17 protein-coding genes and 8 pseudogenes are annotated in these 19,429 nt (G+C 69.5%); 10 read left to right on the top strand and 15 right to left on the bottom strand.

The genetic code is table 11. The annotated features are described in order from the left end of the window. Positions 1–109 precede the first annotated feature (109 nt). The 6 genes and pseudogenes from ACFYO2_RS41990 to ACFYO2_RS41965 form a co-directional block, all read right to left on the bottom strand. Positions 110–439 (bottom strand): hypothetical protein, encoded by a 330-nt coding sequence (locus tag ACFYO2_RS41990; RefSeq protein WP_388360632.1) that lies wholly within the window; start codon positions 437–439, stop codon positions 110–112. A gap of 1 nt (position 440) precedes the next feature. Further along, positions 441–761, bottom strand: coding sequence for a hypothetical protein (locus ACFYO2_RS41985; protein WP_388360629.1), 321 nt, complete (start codon positions 759–761; stop codon positions 441–443). Between the two features lie 26 nt (positions 762–787). Next, positions 788–1,646 (bottom strand): annotated as a pseudogene (locus tag ACFYO2_RS41980) (DUF3592 domain-containing protein). 77 nt (positions 1,647–1,723) lie between these two features. Further along, positions 1,724–2,524, bottom strand: a pseudogene (locus tag ACFYO2_RS41975) (hypothetical protein); the annotation flags it as partial. 72 nt (positions 2,525–2,596) lie between these two features. Beyond that, positions 2,597–3,305: pseudogene (locus ACFYO2_RS41970) on the bottom strand (IS6 family transposase). A 174-nt stretch (positions 3,306–3,479) separates the two neighbouring features. Beyond that, positions 3,480–4,049 carry a TetR/AcrR family transcriptional regulator gene (locus tag ACFYO2_RS41965; protein ID WP_388360626.1) on the bottom strand — a complete coding sequence of 190 codons (570 nt, stop codon included), beginning with the start codon at positions 4,047–4,049 and terminating at the stop codon, positions 3,480–3,482. A 96-nt stretch (positions 4,050–4,145) separates the two neighbouring features. Here ACFYO2_RS41965 and ACFYO2_RS41960 point away from each other — a divergent pair, with 96 nt between their 5' ends. Next, entirely contained in the window at positions 4,146–5,627 is a 1,482-nt protein-coding gene (locus ACFYO2_RS41960; RefSeq protein WP_388360623.1) for an MDR family MFS transporter, read from the top strand. Positions 5,628–5,834: 207 nt separating this feature from the next. Here ACFYO2_RS41960 and ACFYO2_RS41955 read toward each other — a convergent pair. Together ACFYO2_RS41955 and ACFYO2_RS41950 are read right to left on the bottom strand one after the other, a co-directional pair. Next, a pseudogene (locus tag ACFYO2_RS41955) lies at positions 5,835–6,038 on the bottom strand (DDE-type integrase/transposase/recombinase); the annotation flags it as partial. 175 nt (positions 6,039–6,213) lie between these two features. Then, a complete protein-coding gene (locus tag ACFYO2_RS41950; RefSeq protein WP_388360620.1) occupies positions 6,214–7,119 on the bottom strand; it encodes a LysR family transcriptional regulator in 906 nt (301 codons plus the stop codon). Positions 7,120–7,256: 137 nt separating this feature from the next. Between ACFYO2_RS41950 and ACFYO2_RS41945 the strand changes: the two genes are divergently transcribed. The 4 genes and pseudogenes from ACFYO2_RS41945 to ACFYO2_RS41930 all read left to right on the top strand — a co-directional run. Continuing rightward, positions 7,257–8,075, top strand: a complete 819-nt coding sequence (locus ACFYO2_RS41945; protein WP_388360617.1) for a 3'(2'),5'-bisphosphate nucleotidase CysQ — start codon at positions 7,257–7,259, stop codon at positions 8,073–8,075. A gap of 41 nt (positions 8,076–8,116) precedes the next feature. Continuing rightward, entirely contained in the window at positions 8,117–8,713 is a 597-nt protein-coding gene (locus ACFYO2_RS41940; RefSeq protein ID WP_388360614.1) for an NADPH-dependent F420 reductase, read from the top strand. A gap of 305 nt (positions 8,714–9,018) precedes the next feature. Continuing rightward, entirely contained in the window at positions 9,019–9,330 is a 312-nt protein-coding gene (locus tag ACFYO2_RS41935; RefSeq protein ID WP_388360611.1) for a hypothetical protein, read from the top strand. Next, positions 9,326–9,817 (top strand): annotated as a pseudogene (locus ACFYO2_RS41930) (integrase core domain-containing protein); the annotation flags it as partial. The gene ACFYO2_RS41935 and the pseudogene ACFYO2_RS41930, both read left to right, overlap by 5 nt. Here the strand turns inward: ACFYO2_RS41930 and ACFYO2_RS41925 are convergent. Then, the gene (locus tag ACFYO2_RS41925) at positions 9,814–10,305 is read right to left on the bottom strand and encodes a hypothetical protein (protein WP_388360608.1); all 492 of its coding nucleotides are present in this window, start codon (positions 10,303–10,305) and stop codon (positions 9,814–9,816) included. The pseudogene ACFYO2_RS41930 and the gene ACFYO2_RS41925 sit on opposite strands and share 4 nt — an antisense overlap. A 112-nt stretch (positions 10,306–10,417) precedes the next feature. On the opposite strand from ACFYO2_RS41925, the gene ACFYO2_RS41920 reads away from it, so the two are divergent. Both ACFYO2_RS41920 and ACFYO2_RS41915 read left to right on the top strand, forming a co-directional pair. Beyond that, the gene (locus ACFYO2_RS41920; RefSeq protein WP_388360605.1) at positions 10,418–11,131 is read left to right on the top strand and encodes a response regulator transcription factor; all 714 of its coding nucleotides are present in this window, start codon (positions 10,418–10,420) and stop codon (positions 11,129–11,131) included. Then, positions 11,131–12,447, top strand: a complete 1,317-nt coding sequence (locus ACFYO2_RS41915; RefSeq protein WP_388360602.1) for a sensor histidine kinase — start codon at positions 11,131–11,133, stop codon at positions 12,445–12,447. The genes ACFYO2_RS41920 and ACFYO2_RS41915 overlap by 1 nt, the downstream gene beginning before the upstream one ends. A gap of 23 nt (positions 12,448–12,470) precedes the next feature. Here ACFYO2_RS41915 and ACFYO2_RS41910 read toward each other — a convergent pair whose 3' ends face one another. From ACFYO2_RS41910 to ACFYO2_RS41900, 3 genes and pseudogenes are all read right to left on the bottom strand, one after another. Further along, complete coding sequence (locus ACFYO2_RS41910) at positions 12,471–13,295, bottom strand: VTC domain-containing protein (protein ID WP_388360600.1); 825 nt, start codon at positions 13,293–13,295, stop codon at positions 12,471–12,473. After that, a complete protein-coding gene (locus tag ACFYO2_RS41905) occupies positions 13,292–13,948 on the bottom strand; it encodes a DUF4956 domain-containing protein (RefSeq protein ID WP_388360597.1) in 657 nt (218 codons plus the stop codon). The genes ACFYO2_RS41910 and ACFYO2_RS41905 overlap by 4 nt, the downstream gene beginning before the upstream one ends. Positions 13,949–14,055: 107 nt before the next feature. Beyond that, positions 14,056–14,261: pseudogene (locus ACFYO2_RS41900) on the bottom strand (transposase); the annotation flags it as partial. A 3-nt stretch (positions 14,262–14,264) separates the two neighbouring features. On the opposite strand from ACFYO2_RS41900, the pseudogene ACFYO2_RS41895 reads away from it, so the two are divergent. The 3 genes and pseudogenes from ACFYO2_RS41895 to ACFYO2_RS41885 all read left to right on the top strand — a co-directional run. Next, positions 14,265–14,719 (top strand): annotated as a pseudogene (locus tag ACFYO2_RS41895) (alpha/beta fold hydrolase); the annotation flags it as partial. Between the two features lie 460 nt (positions 14,720–15,179). Then, positions 15,180–15,713 (top strand): hypothetical protein, encoded by a 534-nt coding sequence (locus ACFYO2_RS41890; RefSeq protein WP_388360595.1) that lies wholly within the window; start codon positions 15,180–15,182, stop codon positions 15,711–15,713. Next, positions 15,713–16,651, top strand: coding sequence for a hypothetical protein (locus tag ACFYO2_RS41885; RefSeq protein WP_388360594.1), 939 nt, complete (start codon positions 15,713–15,715; stop codon positions 16,649–16,651). Before ACFYO2_RS41890 ends, ACFYO2_RS41885 begins: the two co-directional genes overlap by 1 nt. 599 nt (positions 16,652–17,250) lie before the next feature. Here the strand turns inward: ACFYO2_RS41885 and ACFYO2_RS41880 are convergent. From ACFYO2_RS41880 to ACFYO2_RS41870, 3 genes and pseudogenes are all read right to left on the bottom strand, one after another. Then, positions 17,251–17,991, bottom strand: coding sequence for an alpha/beta hydrolase (locus tag ACFYO2_RS41880; RefSeq protein ID WP_388360592.1), 741 nt, complete (start codon positions 17,989–17,991; stop codon positions 17,251–17,253). A gap of 520 nt (positions 17,992–18,511) precedes the next feature. Continuing rightward, positions 18,512–18,862 carry a transposase gene (locus ACFYO2_RS41875; protein ID WP_388360781.1) on the bottom strand — a complete coding sequence of 117 codons (351 nt, stop codon included), beginning with the start codon at positions 18,860–18,862 and terminating at the stop codon, positions 18,512–18,514. Between the two features lie 38 nt (positions 18,863–18,900). After that, positions 18,901–19,245, bottom strand: a pseudogene (locus ACFYO2_RS41870) (sporulation protein); the annotation flags it as partial. Positions 19,246–19,429: the final 184 nt, after the last annotated feature.

Here is a 19,429-nt window from a genome sequence, read left to right as displayed (position 1 = left end):
GTGTTCCCTGCGCCGCCGGGACGGCGTTGCTGTGCGGGCCGGGACGAGGGAGCCGGTGCTCGGGGCAGCCGGAGTCGGGGCCATGGCCGTCGACTGCCTGGCCTCGGCCCTACGAGGCGATCGGGCGGTCAGCCAGGTGGGCGAGCTCGGTGAAGAAGGCGCGGTAGAGGGGCTCGTCGGCGGTCGGGATCTCGTGCCGGCAGAACACCGGTCCGGAGTTCGGCACGCACCCGTAGATCGGTTCGCCCAGGTCCTCGGCGATCCCGAAGTGCAGCCGGGTCCGGCCCCCTCGACGCGCCTCGGCGTACACCGTCACCCAGGCCAGCGGGTAGCGGTACGGCCCGATGACGTTACTGCGCCGGAAGACCTCGACGATCCCCCGGTCGGCCTGGATGTACACACGCTCGTGCTGGAAGACCTTCGGCACCACCGGATCCATGTCAGACCACCCTCCGGTCGGCGAGCGCGGCCACCTCGGTGAAGTACGCGCGGAACAACGGCTCGTCACCGGGCGGCACCTGGAACGCGGGCGAGGTGCTGTACCAGAAGGCGGCCTGGTCGGTGCCGTAGAGCGCGGCGTTCGGATCGCGTACGGTGCCGATGAACAACTTGCCGGGCCGGTCGGACTTCTTGTAGTGCACCAACGCCCCGAGCCGCGGCAGCGGCACCCGGAGCTCGGAACCACGCGCGCCGAACAGTTCGAATACCCCCCGGTCCACGCGTAGATGTAGGTCCTCGTAGTCGAACGTGAGCGGATCCATGGTGGGAAGATAGCCCGGCTCCCGTGTCACAGCGCGACCACCCCCACCACGGCCCCCGCTGCCACGACCAGGAGACCCACGACGTTGACGGCCATGTCCCGCTTCCAGGACCGGCGGTCGGCCTCGACGTCCAGGGTGAAGACGGCCGGGTCGTCGGGGCGTAGTGGATCGTGACGTCCAGGCCTTGCGATCCGGCGGGGTCCGGCAGTCCTGACTCGCAGTAGGCCGTGACGGCCCTGCCGTCGAGGGTGGTGAAGGTGACGACCGGTACCAGGCGGGTGGAGGTGTGGCCGTCGTCGTCGGTGCTGACGCTCTTGAGCACGGCGACGACACGGCCGGATACGGCGGCCATGGCGGCGAGCTCGTCGAGACGGCGGTTCCTGTCGCGTATGTTCCCGGGCAGGTGGTACACCCCGGAGAGGGCCCACGGCCCGCAGAAGCCGAGCAGAGCCCACGGCCAGCCCCAGTCGATCGCGGCGACGACGACCAGACCGGCGCAGACGAGGAAGACCGCGAAGGTCGGCCAGCCGAGTCCCCGCCCGCCTTCGGAGAGGTCGTTGGTGAACCGGAAGGCGTGGGGCCTGCCGCGCGGGTAGTGGACGCCGATCTCCCGGCCCGTCCAAGCCGCGCTGATCCTCTCGCCTCGTTCACCGTCGTTCGTGACGGTGAACTCCTGCCCGGTGGGGGGTCTTGGAAGGAGACGACCACGGCTATCCCGTCGTTCGGGGAGCTTCCGTGCCGGGGCTCCCCCACCCGCTCGATCCGCCCGGTCGCCCGGATCGCCCGCTGGGCCCGGGTCACCCCGGCCAGTGACCTCCCGTAGCCGACCAGCGCGACCGTAGCGAACACGCCACACCACAGCACCAAATATCCGTGCCAGCCCATCGGTGTTCCTCCTGCCACTTCGGGGACGGCCACCGAGCGCACCCTTGCCGTCCGGAACAGTGCGGTCCCAGGGCACCTCACCGTGCGGGCGCGCGCCGCACCACCTTGCCCTGTCCCTTCGCCTCCAGTGACGCCGTGCCCTCGGCCCCGGTCACAACGACCCTGATGGTGAGGGAGCCGGTGAGACGGTCGGCGGTGATCTGCCAGGTCCGCGGGGAGTGGACGCCGAGGGTGGTCGTGGCCTCCTCGACCAGGGCGGGGAAACGGTCGTAGGGCAGCGCACGGGGGTCGAACCCCGGGGTCTGCGTGCCGGTCGGCGAGAACACGACCGACAGCAGGCGTTCCTGCACGACGACGGTGAGCGCCTGGCGTGCGTCCCCACCCCTGGTGAGCGAGCCGACAGCCCGGTCCAGCTCACCCTTGTTGAGAAACGACTGGCCTGGGCCCAGGGCGACCGTTCCGGACGCCGACGACACCACCGTGGTCGACGACGTGGAGGAGACGGACGGCCGCGCGGCCGAAGGCGACTTCGCGGTGTCGTCCCGGTCGAAGAGGTCCGCGCGGAACAGCAGGACCACGACGACCGCACCGAGCAGCAGGCCGAGGAGCACGACGAAGCCGAAGGCACAGCCCTCCGGGGGCGCGGCCACCCTGGCCGTCCCATTCACCGAGTCGAGGCGGGCCGAGGCCACCCGGCCCTCCCACTCCGGTGTCGGCCGCTTGACGATCCGCACCCGCCACGGCCGGTCCGGCGGGTACTGGACCACCACCACGCCGCGCGGCCGGTAGTCGGACAGGTCCACGGGGTTGATGTCCTGCGTGATCTCAACCTGGTACGCCGGCCCGTCGTCCGGTGCGACGGTGAGCTCGAACGGCGCTGTCACGTTGTTGGGTACGTGGGTGCTTTGACGGTGTGTCGGGGTGTGGTGGGCCAAGATCCGGCCGGGTGCTCAGGGCGTGGTGGGCAAGTCGGCGATGCTGGTGACCTGGTCCCAGATCTCGAAGCGGACGGTCATCTCGGCTCGGTAGTTGGGGGCGGGCTTCAGGTGGCGGCGGGGGCGGAAGTGGGGTGAGATGCCGCTGAATGCGGACAGGAACCGCTGGGCTGCGCCGGTACTGCGGAAGCCTTTCATCGCGCGTTCGCGCTGTCTGGTGGGCTGGTGGCTGTTCTCGGCCCGGTTGTTCAGGCCCTTGTGGTCGCGGTGTTCGACGGAGGGCATGACCTCGCGGTGAGCGGCGCCGTAGGAGCGCAGCTTGTCCGTGACGATCACCCGCGGCACGGCGCCTGCCGTCTTGAGGAGCCGGCGGAAGAAGCGCCTGGCCGCGGCCTTGTCCCGGCGGTTCTGCACGAGGATGTCCAGGATGTTGCCGTCCTGGTCGACGGCCCGCCGCAGGTACTTCTGCTCGCTGTTGATCTTGATGAAGACCTCCCTTGTCGCCGGGCCCGGGCTGCCGGCGGCGCAGTGCGTTGGCGTAGGTCTGCCCGAACTTCAGACACCAGCGACGGACCGTCTCGTAGGAGACGACCACACCGCGCTCGAGCATCAGCTCCTCCACCTCGCGGAACGACAGCGGGAAGCGGTGGTACAGCCATACACAGTGGGAGATGATTTCGACCGGGTACCGGTGCCCCTTGTACGACGGCGACCCGCTCTCCACAAACACTCCTCCCGCATGATCAGCCACAAGATCATCCCGCCCGGTCAGCCAACGTGACAGCGCCCTTATGGGTGCCGGGCTGGGGCGGGGATATGACCTGCGGGTTGTCAGTTAGCTGTGCTGTCTCATGAGGTTGGTGCCACGAAGTCCTCGATCGTGAGTTGCTGCGGTCGGTCAACGCACCAGGGGGAGGAAGATCGTGTCGACGATCTCCTCGAGGACGTGATCGGGCACCGGGGCGAAGGTCGAGAGGATCTCGTGGCGCAGCAGGACAAAGGGGAGGGTTTTGATGCGCTCGGTAAGGAGCTCCGGCTTGATCTCGCCGCGGTCGACGGAGCGGTCGAAGAGCGTGTCGAGCGCTGCCTTGCGGCCCGTCGCGACGGGATCGAACAGGTTGCTGGGGCTTCTTCCGGTTTCCCGGTAGTAGCTGGCCAGGTGCGCGTACATCACGGTGACCAGCTGCACATGAGCGGTGCCGATTTCGCGCATGAGGGTGAGGACGTCCTCCCGCAGACTTCCCGTGTCGGGAACGGCGGGGCGGGACTCCGTCAGGATGTGGACGATGGTTGCCCGGATGAGTTCGTCGCGGTCGGACCAGCGTCGGTAGAGCACGGGAGGGCTGGTGCCCGCGCGCTTGACGACGGCATCCATGGTGAATCTGGCGTAGCCGTTGTCGGTCAGCTCTTCCCAGGCCGCATCGAGGAGTGCCTTTTCCAGTGCTGCACCGCGGCGCCTCTGAGTCATCGCTCGCCTCCTCTGGTGTAGATAGATTTGTCTTTCTTACGGTACCGGCTTACCTTGAGCAGAGTAAGGAAGAGTCTTCTATCTTAAGGTGCTACCGTGAGCACTTCCCAAGAGGCTGGCCCCGCCCCCGCCGATACCGGCCGGGTAGACCCCGCCGTGTTGCGCATGGCGATCACCCTCATCGTCGGCGCCCTCGGTGTCGTCTTCGACACCACCATCATCAGCGTCGCCCTGAACGGCCTGGCCAAAGACTTCGACGCCCCACTGTCGACGATCCAATGGGTCAGTACCGGCTACATGCTGGCCGTCTTCATCACCATCCCGCTCGCCGGATGGGCCCAGTCACGGATCGGCGGCCGGCGCCTGTGGATCGCGGCCCTGTGCGGGTTCCTGGTCGGTTCGGTCCTGAGCGCCCTGGCCTGGAGCGTTACGAGCCTCATCCTCTTCCGTCTCGTCCAGGGCCTCGCAGGCGGCATCATGATGCCGCTGATGTACACCCTGCTCATGCAGGCCGCCAAGGGCCGCAACATCGGCAAGGTCATGGCCATCATCACCGTGCCCACGGCGCTCGGCCCGATCCTCGGCCCGGTCCTGGGCGGTCTCATCCTCCACCTGGCCGACTGGCGATGGCTGTTCTTCATCAACATCCCCTTCTGTCTCGTCGGCATGTGGCTCGCCTGGCGCAACCTGCCCGACGGCCAACCCGCACCCGACACCCGCCTGGACGTTGTCGGCCTGCTCCTGCTGTGCCCGGGTTCCGCAGCCCTCCTCTACGGCCTCTCCCAAGTCGACGGCAGCACAGACCTCGCCAGCGCCCAGGTCCTCATCCCGCTGCTCGCCGGGCTCGCTCTGGTCGGGAGCTTCATCGCCTGGGCGCTCGCCCGGGACACCGGCTCACTGGTCGATGTGCGGATGTTCCGACACCGCTCGGTGGCCTCGTCCTCCACCCTGCTCTTCCTCGGTGGCATCTCCCTGTTCGGGTCGATGATGGTGCTGCCCTTGTACTTCCAGCAGGTCCGCGGCGCGACCCCCCTCGGCGCCGGACTGCTGCTCATCCCCCAAGGAGTCGGCGCCCTCGTCGCCCGCGGCCTGGCAGGCAAGTACATGGACCGCGTCGGCCCCCGCGCGGTGGCCCTCGTGGCCTTCGCCTTCGTCGCCGCATCCACCGTGCCGTTCGCCTTCGTCACCGCCGACACCAGCGAAATCCTGCTCATGGCCGCGCTGTTCATCCGCGGCATCGCCCTGGGCGCTGCCATGATCGCGCCCATGGGCGCCGCCTTCGTAGGGCTGGAGCACGCGGAGATCCCTGACGCCAGCATCATCACCCGCGTCGCTCAGCAGATCGGCGGCGCAGTGGGCGTCGCCATCCTCATCGTCGTTCTCCAGCAGAACATCGGCGACGCCCACACTCCCAGCGCCCTGGCCAATGGCTTCGACCACGCGTTCTGGTGGTGCGTGGCCCTCACCGCCGCCGCTGTCCCGCTCTGCCTGCTCCTGCCCAGCCTCCCTAAACCGGCGGCCCCCGCCGACAGCAAAGCAAAGAAGACAGACAAGAGGACGGATCCGACCGCACAGTGAGCACGACCGTGGCCCCGCCTCATGAGACGGCACAGCTAAAACTGATGGGCACTCGGAACTGGTACCTCGATGGGCTGATATGGCGGGGCATCCCGACGCCCCGCTGACGCCGGTGGGCGTCGCCGGTTATGTGAGCGCGTGGACGCCGGCCGTCCGATCGCGCACGTCGCAGCGGAAGCCGGGATCTCCCGCCGCTGTCTGGCCGGCCCAGGCCAGGGATCGGTAGCAGGAGCCGTTGTCGGTGAGGGACGCGGTGGATCGGGTGATGTCGTGGGCGGCGAAGAACGCGACGGCGCCGTGCCAGAAGGCGGCGGCCGTGACGGCGCGTTCGTCCTCAAGGGCCTCGGTGTAGGCGAGCCGGGAGTGGTCGTCGATCGCGGTATGCAGGTAGGGGTAGCCCACCTTCCCGGTGCCGAGGCCAAGGCATTTGGAGGCGCGGGCAGTGTCGGTGCCGACGCCGTGCATCCGCCATTTGGTCTGGCCGCCTCCACGGCCAGCACCCGCACGGACAAGCCGCTGCTGACGTTCAAGCACATCGCCGTGGTGGTCGCGTGGACGTATGGGTGAATCGGCCGGACGGCGCCGACTACGACGCTCCGCGCATGGCCAGCGCGGTTCGCGCCAGCCCGCGCAGCCAGGCGTGGGCGTGGTCGGTGTCGTAGCGTTGATGCCACGACAGGTATATCGGTGCCGACGGCAGTTCGAGCGGGAGGGGGAGCACGACCAGGCCGAGGTCGGCGACCGCTGACCGCGTGGTGGCTTCGGGGACGCTGATCAGGAGATCTGAGTCGCGCGCGAACTCCAGCGCGGCCGCTTCCGTGGGCGCGGTCGCCACCACGCGGCGGCTGAGGCCGAGCCGCGCGAGGGCGTCGTCGAGGGCATTGCTGAGGTTTCCACGTCGCGAGACGGTGACGTGCTCAGCGGCGGCGTACCGCTTTGCGGTGACGGTCCTGACTCGGGTGAGGGGGTGCCCCTGCCTCACGACGATGACGAGGCGGGTCTCGCCCACGTTCTCGGCACGGATGTCCGGTGCGCTCGGGCGGTTGGCGTTCGCCTCCAGGTCGACCTCGCCGCGCCGCAACTCGGGGGTGTCGATGCTCGATTCCGCGACGAAGCGCAATCGCACGCCCGGCGCCTGTCCGCGCACGGCCGCGAGCAGTGCGGGGCCGCTCAAGGCGACCAGGGAATCGTGCCAGCGGAGTGTGAAAGTGCGCTCCAACGTTGCCAGATCGAGTTCACGGCTCGGTGCCAGCACCCCCTGGACCTGGTGCAGCAGCTCGTGCACCTGTTCCCGGACGGCGATCGCATACGGCGTCGGGGTCATCGTGCGGCCGGCGCGCACCAGGATCTGATCCCCGGTCGTGCGCCGGATTCGGCCCAGACTCCGGCTCATCGCGGGGGCGGTGACGTGCAGGTGCGCGGCCGCCCCGGCCACACTTCCCTCCTCCAGCAGCGCGTCGAGCGCGGTGAGCAGGTTCAAATCCAATTGCATGTGAGTAATCCTAGCCGTGCTTGGCATGCATTTGAAGTTAATTAAAGGGCTGTATAGCTTCGAGACGAGAGCGCAAGACGGAACGCACAGCTTGGCCCGACCGGCCTCATCACCCCTCCTCACATGGGAGTACCACCATGTCCGAAACGCTTCAGACCACTGACGTCGCCGCCTCCGACGCCGACCTGCTCGGCCAGACCGCGATCGCCGTGCGCGCGGCCGGTTCGGCGCTGCGCGAGCGCTTCGGCGAGGTGGTCCGCTACCAGACCCGCGAAGAGCTGATGCGCGCGCTCGCCGCCAACGACGACACGGCCCTCGACATCCTGCGCCCCCGTCTCACGCGCCTGCGCCCGGACGCCGGCTGGGTGGAGGACGAACTGGACGGCGGGGCGCTGCCGCCCGGCGAATGGTGGGTCGTGGATCCGGCCGAAGGCAACGTCAACCACCTGCACGCCCTGCCGGAGTGGGCGGTGACCGCCACCCTCGTGCGTGAGAACCAGCCGGTGCTCACCGCGGTCCACCTGCCGTTGACCGGCGAGACCTACACCGCGCTCACCGGCGCGGGCGCCCACCTCGACGGCCGGTCGCTGCACGTCTCCCAGACCGCGGACCTCGGCCTGAGCATCGTGGCCACCAGCCAGGCCCGGCCGGACGAGGACGAGAAGGTCGTGAGGCGCGTCGGCTCCTCGATCACCGCGATGCTTTTCGACGCGCTCGTCGTCCGCACCGCCGTGCCCGCGACCCTGCACCTGCTGAACGTGGCCGCCGGCCGGATCGACGCCTTCTGGCAGTTCGCTGGCGCCCGCGCGGACCTGCTGCCCGGGGCGCTGCTCGTCACCGAGGCCGGCGGACAGATCTCCGACGCCGAGGGCCGCCCCTGGACCCCGCAGAGCGAGAGCTTCCTGGCCGCCGCGCCCGGCGTCCACGCCGAGGCCGTCGCCACGCTCTCACGCTGACCGCGCACCACAACCTGCACGCACGGAAGGACCAGATCATCATGACCACGATCGCAGTTCTCGGAAACGGCCGCGTCGGCGGCAACCTGGCCACAGCCCTCATCCGGGCAGGGCATGAGGTGACCGTGGCGGACCGCGCGCCGGGCGCCGCCGCCGACGCTGCCCGGACAGCCCAGATCGTCATCAACGCCACCCCAGGCGCCGGCGCGCTGGACCGGCTCGTCGCCCTGCGCGAGGAACTGCGCGACAAGATCCTCGTCGACGTCTCCAACGCCACCGTCGACGGACCGGACGGACTGCCCGCCGACCTGATCTACCCCGGCTCAAGCCTCGCCGAGCAACTCCAGGAAGCGCTCCCCGCAACGCGCGTCGTCAAGACACTCAACACCATGCTCTTCCCGGTGATGACCGCGCCGTCCGCGCTCACCCAGGCGCCCGACGCCTTCCTCTCCGGCGAGGACCCGCAGGCCAAGCAGACCGTCCGTGAACTGCTCATCAACCTCGGCTGGCGCAAGGAGTGGATCACTGATCTCGGCGGGATCCAGACCGCCCGCGCCACGGAGGCCGCGATACTGTTCGTACCGCACGTGATTCGGTCCAGCGGATTCGCGCCCTTCGCGATCTCGATCGCCCGCTGATCCGCACACAGTGCACCGCCCCCGGCGGGCCCACATCCAGAACGGATACGACAGCGCAGCCATGGCCGGCGATTCAGTGCCGGACGGCGACCCGTGGCCACCCTTCCCGGGGCCGTGGGCCTCGCACTGAGGAATCGGCCCATCTCACGGCGGACGCGCTTGCGCAGCTGGTCGCGAATCTGCCCGCCGATACCCGCGGCGGCCGCCGGCACCGGCCTCACACTCCCCGATCCAAGTACGCGTGCGTGTGCATGGCGCGGCGCCGGACGGCATCACGCTGCCGCTGAAGTAGTGACCTGGCATCGATGGTCAGGCTGCCTGGCCGTAGCCGTCCGCGCCGGGGCCCCGCCGGCGTTCTCGTGCTCTCCGCCCTGCACGGCTTCGTCCAGCTCGACGACGTACTCCTGCCGTATGAGCAGCGGATGGACGCCCCCGGACACGTCAGCGTCGAGCAGCTGCGCGCGCCCAGGCCGCCACGCTCGGACCTCGCGGCCCGCGACCTGGTCGCCCTGAGCGGTCGCGCGTACGTCGACGCCGTACGGCCGGACACCCTGCGCCCCCTGGACGGCCTGGCCAAGGAGCTCGCCGCCCGGTCGGGGCCCGGCGGCGGCTACTAGTCGGGCGAAGTCGGCCGGGGCGAAGCGTGGCTACGTCTACCTGCACTCCGTCGTCGATGGTTTCTCACGGCTCGCCTACACAGAACCGCTGGGCGATGAGAAGGGCGCGACGGCTGCTGCTTTCCTCGCCCGGGCGAACGTCTGGTTCGCCGCCCACGGCATCAACCACATCCACCGGGTCGTCACCGACAATGGCGCTTGCTACCGCTCCGGCGACTTCGCCCGCATCATCGGGCAAGGCACCCGGCGTCAGAGAACCAAACCATACACACCTCGGCACAACGGGAAGGTGGAGCGCTACCAGCGCATCATGGCCGAGGAAGTCCTCTACGCCCGCGAGTTCACCAGCGAGGACGCCCGGTCAGCCGCGATCACAGTGTGGAACATCCACTACAACTACCACCGGCCGCATAGTGCTGCCGCCGGAAAGCCGCCAGCAGCACGCCTCCGCGAGAGCGTCACCAACGTCGAGCCCTCATACACCTAGTCGTCGGTGTCGGCGACCCGCACCGCCCTGGCCCCGTCCTTCGTGCAGGTGATCTCGTACGGCAGGTCGTCCGCTTCCTCGGCGCTCGGCTCGGCCTCCAGGCGGGCGGCAGGGGCCGGTCCGCGCAGGACGTCGTCGTCGAAGCCGTACCCGTCGGACGGGCTCCAGGAGACCAGGTACACGTTCCCGTCGGAGCGGCACTCGACGATGGTGCTTCCGCCGGTGAAGCGGGCGGTTTCCCTCCGGGGAGAGCCGGGGGAGGGGGAGTTGGAAGGTGACGGCGTCGCGCCCGTGGAGCCCGGTGTATCAGACGTCTCCGGGGTCTTCGAGGCCGACGCCAGAGCACGCCGGACCGCCGCGTCGTCCAGAGCCCGCCCGTGCGCCCCCACATGACCGTCGGCACTCGCCAGTTGCCACGCGCCGAGCCCGCCCGCGCCCGTACCGACCGCCACCCATGCCGCGGTCACCACCCCGCTCCGCCACCTCATGCGTACCAGTTTCCCGCACTCTTTCCTAACGCCCGGTTAAGCCGCGCACAAGGACGCACCCCCGCGCCCGCCCAGCTGTCCACCGCGCCAACTCCCTGACTACGGTGTCCGTATGGCTCATCTGTTGGTGGTGGAGGACGATCCCGCGCTGCGCGGTGCCCTGGTGCGTGCCCTGAGAGAGAAGGGTCATGCCGTCGCGACACAACCCAGCGGCATGGCCGGACTCGACGCGGCGGTGACCAGCCCGCCCGACCTGATCGTGCTGGACCTGGGGCTGCCGGACGTGGACGGTGGCCAGGTGCTGCGGATGCTGCGCGCCGTCAGCGACGTACCGGTGATCGTGGCCACCGCGCGCGACGAGGAACCGGAGATGGTCGCGCTGCTGGAGCAGGGCGCGGACGACTACATAGTGAAGCCGTTCGGCGCGGCGCAGCTGGACGCCCGGATCACGGCGGTCCTCCGCCGCCTGGGCCCGCCCGAAGCGGCGGAGATGCTGAGCGTGGGGGGCCTCACCGTGGACCCGGCGGCCCGCGAGGTCACCCTGGACGGCCGTGCCCTGGACCTGACCCCGCGCGAGTTCGACCTCCTCGCCCACCTGGCCCGCCGCCCGGGGCAGGTGGTGTCCCGGCGCGAACTCCTCGCCGAGGTGTGGCAGCAGCCGCTGGGGGGCGCGGACAAGACCGTGGACGTCCATCTGTCCTGGCTGAGAAGGAAGTTGGGTGAGACGGCCCAGACACCGCGCTATCTGCACACGGTCCGCACAGTGGGCGTGAAACTCACGGCACCCGAGGCCGGGCCCGGAGGCTCTGATGAGGGCGGCGGCTAATGCGCCGCCGCCTGCTGCTGCTCACCGGTGCCACCACCGCGCTTGTGCTGACCGCGCTGCTGGTGCCCCTCACGCTGCTCACGCGCAGCCATGCCGCCGACCGGGCCACCGCGGAGGCGACCGCGCGGGCGCAGTGGGTGGCGGCCGCCACCGGCCCAGGACTCGCGGCGCCCGCGACCGGGACCACCGGTCGGGCGGTCGCGCAGGAGGGCGCGGAGCAGATCCTGCGCGGGGTCAACGGCGCCGGACTGCCCAGGGTATCGATCATCCTGGCCGACGGCACCGTCATCGGCGCCCCGGCCCGCGTGACGGACGCGGTGCGGCTCGCCCGTACCGGACGGGCCTTCACCTACGAGCCGCCGGACGGCGGGCGGGTCGTCCTGGTGCCGGTACACGGGGCAGCCGACGGCACGGCGGTCGTCCAGGCGGCGCTCAGCAGGGGGCAGTTGCACGACGGTGTCCTCACGTCGTGGTTCGTGCTCGCCGGTATCGGCGTCGGGCTCGTCCTGTTCGGGCTGCTGCTCGCCGACCGGCTGGGCGCACGGCTCGTCGGCGCGACCCGCTCACTGGCCCGGACCGCGGACCGGCTGGCCGCCGGGGACCTGGAAGCATGGGCAGAGCCCGCCGGGCCCGCGGAGCTGCGGATGATCGCCGGGCAGCTGAACCGGCTCGGCGCCCGCATCGACGAACTTCTCACCGCAGAACGCGAGAACGCGGCCGACCTGGCGCACCGGCTGCGCACCCCCGTCGCCGCCCTCCGGCTGGACGCCGAGACCCTCCGGGACCGGGCCGAGGCGGAGCGCATCGCCTCCGGCGTGGCCGCGCTGGAACGCGGGGTCGACGAGGTCATCCGCAGGGCGCGGCGGCCCCTGCGGGATGCGACGCCCAGCACCGACCTGGCTGTCGTCACCCGCGAACGGGCCGGGTTCTGGCTGCCGTTGGCGGAGGACCAGGGCCGTACCGTCGACGTCGACACCCCGGTCGCCGAGCTGCCGGTCGCCGTGCCCGAGGACGAACTCGCCGCCGCGCTCGACGCGTTGATCGGCAACGTCCTCGACCACACCCCGCAGGGCACGGCCTTCCGGGTCGAGGCACGGGCCACGGCTACTGGGACGGAGTTGTCCGTCGCGGACGAGGGCCCGGGCTTCCCCGGCACGCACACCGCTGAACGCGGCAGCAGCGGCGCGGGTTCCACGGGCTTGGGTCTGGACATCGCCCGCCGCACGGCGGAGGAGGCGGGTGGCCGCTTCGAGGCGGAGAGCACGCCGGGGGCACGGGTGACACTGACGTTCCCGGCGGTTTCCGCCCGCGCGTAGGCACCCCTCGCAACCCCCGGTACTCAGCCCCGCGGGAACACCGCCCGCACCGCCCTGGCCCACAGGTTCCGCCCCAGCTCCGGGTACAGGGCGGCCGTACCGGCGCTGTACTTGGTGAAGTCGGCGGGACGCAGGCCGTAGCCGTTCAGCATCCGGTCCGCCTCCGTCAGATGGCCCTTCGTCTTCGTCTCGACCAGCACGAGGCCACCGTCGGCGACGGCCTCGCGTCCCGTGGCCCACTCGCGGACGACCAGCCCGGCGTCGCACGTTATGCGCTGCCCTTCGGCGACGAACGTCACGCGCCGGTAGTCCGTCACCAGCGCGGGCGTCAGGCCGCGCGGGGCCTCGATGCCGTACGACTCCCGCAGCACGTCGGCCAGGAACTCCCGCCGCGGTCCGTCCAGCGGGTGGTCGCTCCCGGCCATCCGCTGCCGGTACTTGACCGTCTCGCCGCGCCCGCTCTTGAGTTTGACCTCGAACTGCCGCTCCCCGCTGTCCTCGTAGACCCTCTCCCGGACCCGGAAGCGCAGCCGGCGCCCCTGGCGGTGGTCGTGGAAGGTGCGCACGCCGGTCGTGTCGTAGTACGTGGAGTGGTACCGGAAGGAGCGCAGTCCGCCGATGGAGAGCACCCGGAACGGGCCGCTCGTCTCCGCCGGGCGCCGCGGATCGGTCAGCCGGGCGGCGAAGTCGGCGAAGACGCCGGCCGGCACGAGATAGCTGTTGTCGTGGCGGGCCAGCAGCTCCGCGCGGGCGTTGAGCTCGGCCAGGGAGAGGGGGTGCGCGGCGGACGCGGCCAGCCCGATGGCCTGGACGGCCGGTGCGCTCTCGCCGCTCGCAGCCGGAGTCACACGGTCTCCCTGATGGCGGGCTCGGCGGCAGCGAGCCGGGCGGGGGTGGCACGCAGGCGCCCGCCGTCGACCGGGGCTTCGGCGGGGCGCGGCTCCCGGTAGCGGACCTCCAGCACCATCAGGTCCCGCACGAGGTCGATCTCCCGCACCGTCCAGCCCAGCGGCTCCCCGAGCCGCCGCCACAGGTCGGCGCGCAGGTCGCTCTCGTCGCGGTGGACCACGTCGAGCGTGACGATGGTGCGCCGGTCCCGCGCGTAGAGCCGCGGGTGGTCGGCGGCGTACATGACGAGCAGCAGGACGCACGCGAGCCCCGCGGCGACCATGAGGTCCAGCCCGGGCAGCCCGCACAGCAGCCCGAGAACCAGGGTGATGAAGTAGTAGGCGACCTCCTGGTGCTGCACGGCGTCCGAGCGGAGCCGGACGATCGACAACACCCCGAAAAGGCCGAAGCCGAGCGTGAGCCCGCCGTTGCCGCCGACGCTGCCGAGCGCGGCGACGACCGCGAACAGGGCGACATTCAGGGCGAGATACGCGGGCACCAGCTCCCGCCTGCGATGCCGGGGATAGAAGACGCCGAACGTCAGCAGCGTCACGGCGAGGAGATCGAGGCCCAGGTGGGCCGCGATCTGTCCGAGGTTCTCTGTGCTGTCCATGCCGACGACGTTAGGGAACGGAAGGTTAAGCGGACCGCTCCCACGGGTTAACGAGTGCGCGTACCGGGGTGGCGGGCGATGATTGACAGCATGCTGTCGTAATATCCACGGCGGGCCACCTTGGCGGGATCGGCCCGCGACGAAGCAGGGTCCCAGGTCTTGGGCAGGGACAAGCGCCGGTCGACCGCCGCCGACGCATTGTCGGAGGCGAGGTGCAAGGGCCCGCCTGCCTGGCAGTTGGTGACCTTGCCGGCCGTACCGGTGTACTGCCACGACAGGCCGACGTGTCACCGTCCTTGAGCCCACCCCTGTCCACGTGTCCGACGAGATCCTCGATGACCTGCGCGCCCGTCTCACATTGACCCGTCCGCCGCTGGACGAGGGGAATGGGGACTGGTCGAAGGTGATCGACCCGCTCGCCGACCCGGCCGCGTTCGGCGGTGACCCTGCCGACGCCTTCGACGTCATCGTGCCGTCCCTGCCCGGCTTCGGATCCCCTGGCCCGCTCACCGGCTTTTCGGACGTCAACTTCTGGAAGGTCTCCGACCTCTGGCACACCCTGATGCCCGAGACCCTGGGATACGAAAAATACGCCGCCGGGGGCTGCGACATCGGCGGGATCGTCTCCAAGCAGCTCGGCCACGAGTACGCCGACGAGCTGTACGGCATCCACGATCCAGCTGGACCACCGCTCGGCGTCCCACCTACGTGCAAACGCTCGACGGCGCCACGCTGGCCCACGGGCTGAGCGACTCACCCGCCGGACTGCTCGTAGTGGGGAGCTGTAGCGGACGGCTCGACCCGAATGCCGATTGGGCATGGTTGGACGACCGACGCCCTCTGCGGATTCTTCCAGGAGCAAAGTCGCCCCAGCCTTCAAGCTGTCCGGCACCACCAAGATTGCTGCCGGCCTCCGCCGCAACGCCCGTGACCTACGACGCCCGCTGGCCCTGCTCGGCCTCGCCTGATCACAAACCGGACGTCATGCGACAACGCCGAAGCCCTGCCCCGGGGGGAGTTGAACTGAGTCGCCACTTGTCCCGTCGAGTAGAACACCCACAGGCTGACCGTCAGCGCTCGATGCGTCCGCGTATGGCGACAAAGGCGCCTACCAGACGCCTCTGTACGGGCTACGACGGCGCTGAAGGCGCAGTTTCGGCCGTCTGGTCGGCTGCATGTCTGGGGAGCTGATGGGCGTGGGTAGCTACCAGGCGTGATTGAGGGGGAGAGGGTGGCAGAAGGCGAGCGTCAACTGCGCGAGCAGCATCAGGCCATGATCAGGGATCTGAGGGCGCGGCACGCGCGTATCAAGCAATGCGGTCCAGATGACGCGGCGTTTGATGAGCAATACGAACAACTGGTGGCTTGTGCCGAGAGCCTGCTGGAGATCGAGCGGATGCTGCCGGGCCGTCTGGCGCAACCGAAGAGGGAGCGCGCCGAGAAGGTCGTGAAGTGGTCCTGGCGTGGGCAAACCGTGGTGGCAGCCGCACTGATCGCCGCGGTGCTTGCCCTGGGGCACACCGCCTGGTGGCTCGTGCTGCTCATACCCCACCTCGTCGCCACGCTGATGGGTTGGTCGGTCACGGTGACCGTGGAGCGGTTCAAGGAGCAACGCGCGATCTCGATCGGCTTGCACGTGCTGTGCCTGCTGGTGGCGCTGGTCGCTCTCGGGGTGGTCTCCGCCTGGTGGATCGTCGCCGTCCTGGTCGGATGGGTCGCCGTCGGTGCGGCCTCAGAGGGCGCCAGCCAGCAAGGGGCGAAGTGATGGAGGATGCCGACCGGCAGATCCGGGACCTCGACAGACGGCTCGATGACCTGGAGAGTGAACACGAGAGCCTCGGCCGCAAGTTCGGTTACACCGAGGACCTTGACCACGAGCTGAGCAGCATCCGCAGTGACATCAGGAGCTGCGAAGGCAAGATCGAGGAACTCGACGGAGAACTGAGCGACCGCGTCAGCGACACCGAGCGGACCATCAGCCGCCTCGTGCAGCAAGTGCGGCTTCTGGAAGGCCAGCTCCTGGCGTCCGGCGGCACCCAGCTCGCGGATCTTGACACCTTCAGCAAGGACCAGCACAGTCTCGCCCGCAGCATGGAACGCGCCCGACAAGCCCGCAGCCTCCTGCTCAGTGACCACGACCGCTCCACGTTCCAGCACCGGCTGCGCTATCGCCGCGAGACCACCGAAGAGCTCCGTGCAAACCGCACCACCGTCGTTGACGCGGTAGGCACGCTGCTCGCCACGCGGTACGGCTCCCGTTCCCGCGCCGAGGCTGCCGGCAAACTCGGGCAGGCAGTCGTGGGGGAGCGGCGGCTGCGCCAGGGACTCGACCATCAGACGAGGCTTGCCGCGGAAGCCGAAAACGCCCTGGCAGCCGATGCCACGACACGGGCCGAGAAGCAGTCGGTGATGGCCGCAGGGGCGAAGGCCGAGCAGCGGCTCACCCTGGGCCTGCGCAGCGGCATTGCGGACGCGGTCCGTGAACGGGCCCTCCTGCCTGCCTGGTTCGTCACCGTTCTGGGATCAGCACCGCCAGCCGAGTCCACACAGAAGTGGCTTGAGACCGCCACCGAGGTTCTGCTGTATCGCCTCACCTACGACATCACCGACCAGGTCGTCGCGCTCGGCGAGAAACCGTCGGACGCTGACCAGCGCCGACGAGCCTGGTACGAACAGCTACGCAAGGACCTGCGACGCTGGTAACGAACGCCTCGACGGACCGACAGATCGAGATTCGGTGGGGCCAGGCAGCGTGACTGTGCGAGGCACGGAGCGTTGACCGTGTGGTGCCGCCCTTTTGTCCGCTGTGACGGTGCCCGGCCGAGTGCCGCGTCAGCCCCCGACTGACGCGGACAGGTAAGCCCAAGACGCACTGCGTCGTTCACAGCGCGGACCGTGTGGCCCCGCCACCCGAGGAGCGCCGGATGGGGGGACCGGCCGGAAAGCACACCAGGGTCGATCCGGAAGACTGGAAGCAGTGGCGAGCCGACCTCAACCGCCTTCGCACAGTCCTTGCTCCGCCATCACCGTCCATCCCGCTGTTCGATGTCGAGCAATGACAGAGCATCACCCGCCACAAAACCTGAGCCAGAACCCGAGAACCGACAGCACATGGATACGAGATTGGGCAGCACTCGAAGCGCTGCGGAAATTGAACTGCTCATGGCTTCGGGCAGTGTGGCCCCTGCCGAACTGGCAGGGGCCCACGGCACAAACAGCAGAGGAGCGCCGGGACCTTCCCTCGGCGCACAGCATCCTGGTCAGCGCTGCTTACCGTCTGCTGGTGGCCTGACGGCCCGGCTTCACTTCAGGTGCCGGGTGAAGAACTGGGCCGCGGCGTCCCCCGCGAACTGCGGGACGCCGGTGTGCCCGCCCATATTGGCGTGCAGGGACTTCTCCTTGGAGCCGAAGGCGTCGAACAGGTCCAGGGCTGCCTGCCGGTCGTTTCCTTCGTCGTCCCACTGCAGCAGGACGTGCAGCGGAATGGTGACCTGGCGGGCCTCCTCGAACATGGCGCGAGGCACGAAACTCCCGGCGAACAGACCGGCGGCCGCGATGCGCGGCTCGACCACCGCCAGCCGGATGCCGATGGAGATCACTCCCCCCGAGTATCCGACCGGGCCGCCGATCTCGGGCAGCACAAGGAGGGCGTCCAGGGCGGCCTGCCATTCCGGGACCGCCTTGTCGACCAGTGGGAGGATGAGGGCGTCGACGATCTCGTCGCTGACCGGCTCGCCGGCCTCCATCGCCCGGCGCAGGTCGGCGCGGGCCTGCTCGGCGGCGTCCCAACGGGGCCGTTCACCGCTCCCGGGGAGCTCGATGGTGGCCGTGGCGAAACCCTCTGCCGCGGAGTGTTGGGCTCGGGCCACCAGCCGGGGGTACATCTTGCGCAGCCCGATGGGAGGGTGGCCGAGCAGGATCAGCGGCGCTGGTGCGGATGCGGATGCAGATGCGGGCATCCACAGGATGCCGGGGATCTCGCCGAGGGTGAATTCGCGCTCGATGACGCCGTCGTCGAGACGCTGCTCAGAAGTAAAATGCATGGTCGTGCCTTTCGGGAGTGCTCAGAGCGGCGCTCCCGGACGACCTATCTATCGTCCGACCATGACCCCGGAGGGGAGCACCCATGTCGATAGTGCGTCCACGGGTACCACCTCCTCGTTCTCTTGCACGGCCTCCGAAAACGTAGCAGTGGTCGCGGTGGTCCGCCAAATGGGTTCTTGCGCGAGGTCCGTAGCCGGATGCCAAGGAGTCGGAACACCATGCAGAACTCGTTGGGGCCTCATCGCGGCTTCTCGTGGCGAGGTCCTGCGACGCTGGAGCATGCAGGCAGGGCGAGAGGCCCTGCGGGCAACGTGATCGTCCAAGTATCGTACGCTTTGCGGTTGTTGGAGGCTCCGACGGAAGACCAACTTGGCGTCTACGAGGCACCAGCCAGCCAGGGGGCCTCGTTGGTGACCTATTGCCGTGCACTCGACCGCCACACACAGTTGAGTGGTGATCAAGCTGATCGTCATCCGCGAGGGTGGCCGCCGGCGCTTGGGCGTGTATGGAATGTGCTGGTCACAGCCACTCGTTGATGGCCGCGACGAGGACGGTCGCCTCGTAGCGGACCGCGAGCTTGTCGTAACGCGTCGCCACGGCGCGGTGCCTTCTGAGCCGATTGATGCCGCACTCGACCGCGTGCCGAGCCTTGTAATCCTCGGCGTCGAACTTGGGCGGCCGGCCTCCATGGGAGCCGCGCTTCTTGCGGTTGCGGGCCTGGTCGACCTTGTCCGGGATGGTGCAGCGGATGCCGTGTCGCCGCAGGTAGGCACGGTTCTTGTGGGACGCGTATGCCTTGTCGGCGCGGACCCGGTGGGGCCGGGTCCGCGGTCGTCCGGCGCCCGGTCGGGCGACGCGGACCTTCTTCAGGACAGGCTCGAACTGCGGAGCTGTCGCCGCGCTGGCGGCGACAGCTCCGCGGTGACGGAGAACAGCTCGCGGCCGATCTCGTCGGAGAACGATCCCTGCAGCAGCGGGCCCGCGCGGTGGTCGAGGCAGTGGGTGACGGAGTTGGCCTTCCAGTTCCCGCCGCCGTATTTGGAGTCCCACCGCCTTGCGTCGTCGGCGGCCGCGCGCAGTTCGTCGAGGTCGGCCCGGCCGACCTGCTGGCGGCCCTGATGATCGGCGGTCTCGTCGGCGGGAGTGACGAGCCAGCGAGTGACGGGGGTGGTGAAGGCGGAGGCGGCGAAGCCGGATCCGGCCAGGAAGTCGCGGCGGTTCACGGAGGTCCCCGGCCAGGTGATCGCCTGCATTGTCTCCGAGGCCGGCGACCACGTGGGCGTCGGCTGCATGGTCGGCGTCCAGACCAAGAGGAGCGTAAGTGGTAGAGCGCCAACGCTGATTCAGCGGATTCTTGCGAGGAACCCCAGGGCTTCAGCCCTGGGAGGAATCGCATCCTCGTGGTCGCGGCGCGGAGCGCCGCGATATCACTTGTGC

This window comes from Streptomyces sp. NPDC006602, assembly GCF_042870385.1.
Taxonomy (GTDB): domain Bacteria; phylum Actinomycetota; class Actinomycetes; order Streptomycetales; family Streptomycetaceae; genus Streptomyces.
Note: the sequence above shows the minus strand (reverse complement) of the source record. Positions and strands in the feature narration are given on the sequence as shown.

Excerpts from the sequence above, each read along its gene's own strand:
- ACFYO2_RS41990 (WP_388360632.1), bottom strand. The coding sequence starts at position 439 with ATGGATCCGGTGGTGCCGAAGGTCTTCCAGCACGAGCGTGTGTACATC.
- ACFYO2_RS41985 (WP_388360629.1), bottom strand. The coding sequence starts at position 761 with ATGGATCCGCTCACGTTCGACTACGAGGACCTACATCTACGCGTGGAC.
- ACFYO2_RS41965 (WP_388360626.1), bottom strand. The coding sequence starts at position 4,049 with ATGACTCAGAGGCGCCGCGGTGCAGCACTGGAAAAGGCACTCCTCGAT.
- ACFYO2_RS41950 (WP_388360620.1), bottom strand. The coding sequence starts at position 7,119 with ATGCAATTGGATTTGAACCTGCTCACCGCGCTCGACGCGCTGCTGGAG.
- ACFYO2_RS41945 (WP_388360617.1), top strand. The coding sequence starts at position 7,257 with ATGTCCGAAACGCTTCAGACCACTGACGTCGCCGCCTCCGACGCCGAC.
- ACFYO2_RS41940 (WP_388360614.1), top strand. The coding sequence starts at position 8,117 with ATGACCACGATCGCAGTTCTCGGAAACGGCCGCGTCGGCGGCAACCTG.
- ACFYO2_RS41935 (WP_388360611.1), top strand. The coding sequence starts at position 9,019 with ATGGTCAGGCTGCCTGGCCGTAGCCGTCCGCGCCGGGGCCCCGCCGGC.
- ACFYO2_RS41925 (WP_388360608.1), bottom strand. The coding sequence starts at position 10,305 with ATGAGGTGGCGGAGCGGGGTGGTGACCGCGGCATGGGTGGCGGTCGGT.
- ACFYO2_RS41920 (WP_388360605.1), top strand. The coding sequence starts at position 10,418 with ATGGCTCATCTGTTGGTGGTGGAGGACGATCCCGCGCTGCGCGGTGCC.
- ACFYO2_RS41915 (WP_388360602.1), top strand. The coding sequence starts at position 11,131 with ATGCGCCGCCGCCTGCTGCTGCTCACCGGTGCCACCACCGCGCTTGTG.
- ACFYO2_RS41905 (WP_388360597.1), bottom strand. The coding sequence starts at position 13,948 with ATGGACAGCACAGAGAACCTCGGACAGATCGCGGCCCACCTGGGCCTC.
- ACFYO2_RS41885 (WP_388360594.1), top strand. The coding sequence starts at position 15,713 with ATGGAGGATGCCGACCGGCAGATCCGGGACCTCGACAGACGGCTCGAT.
- ACFYO2_RS41880 (WP_388360592.1), bottom strand. The coding sequence starts at position 17,991 with ATGCATTTTACTTCTGAGCAGCGTCTCGACGACGGCGTCATCGAGCGC.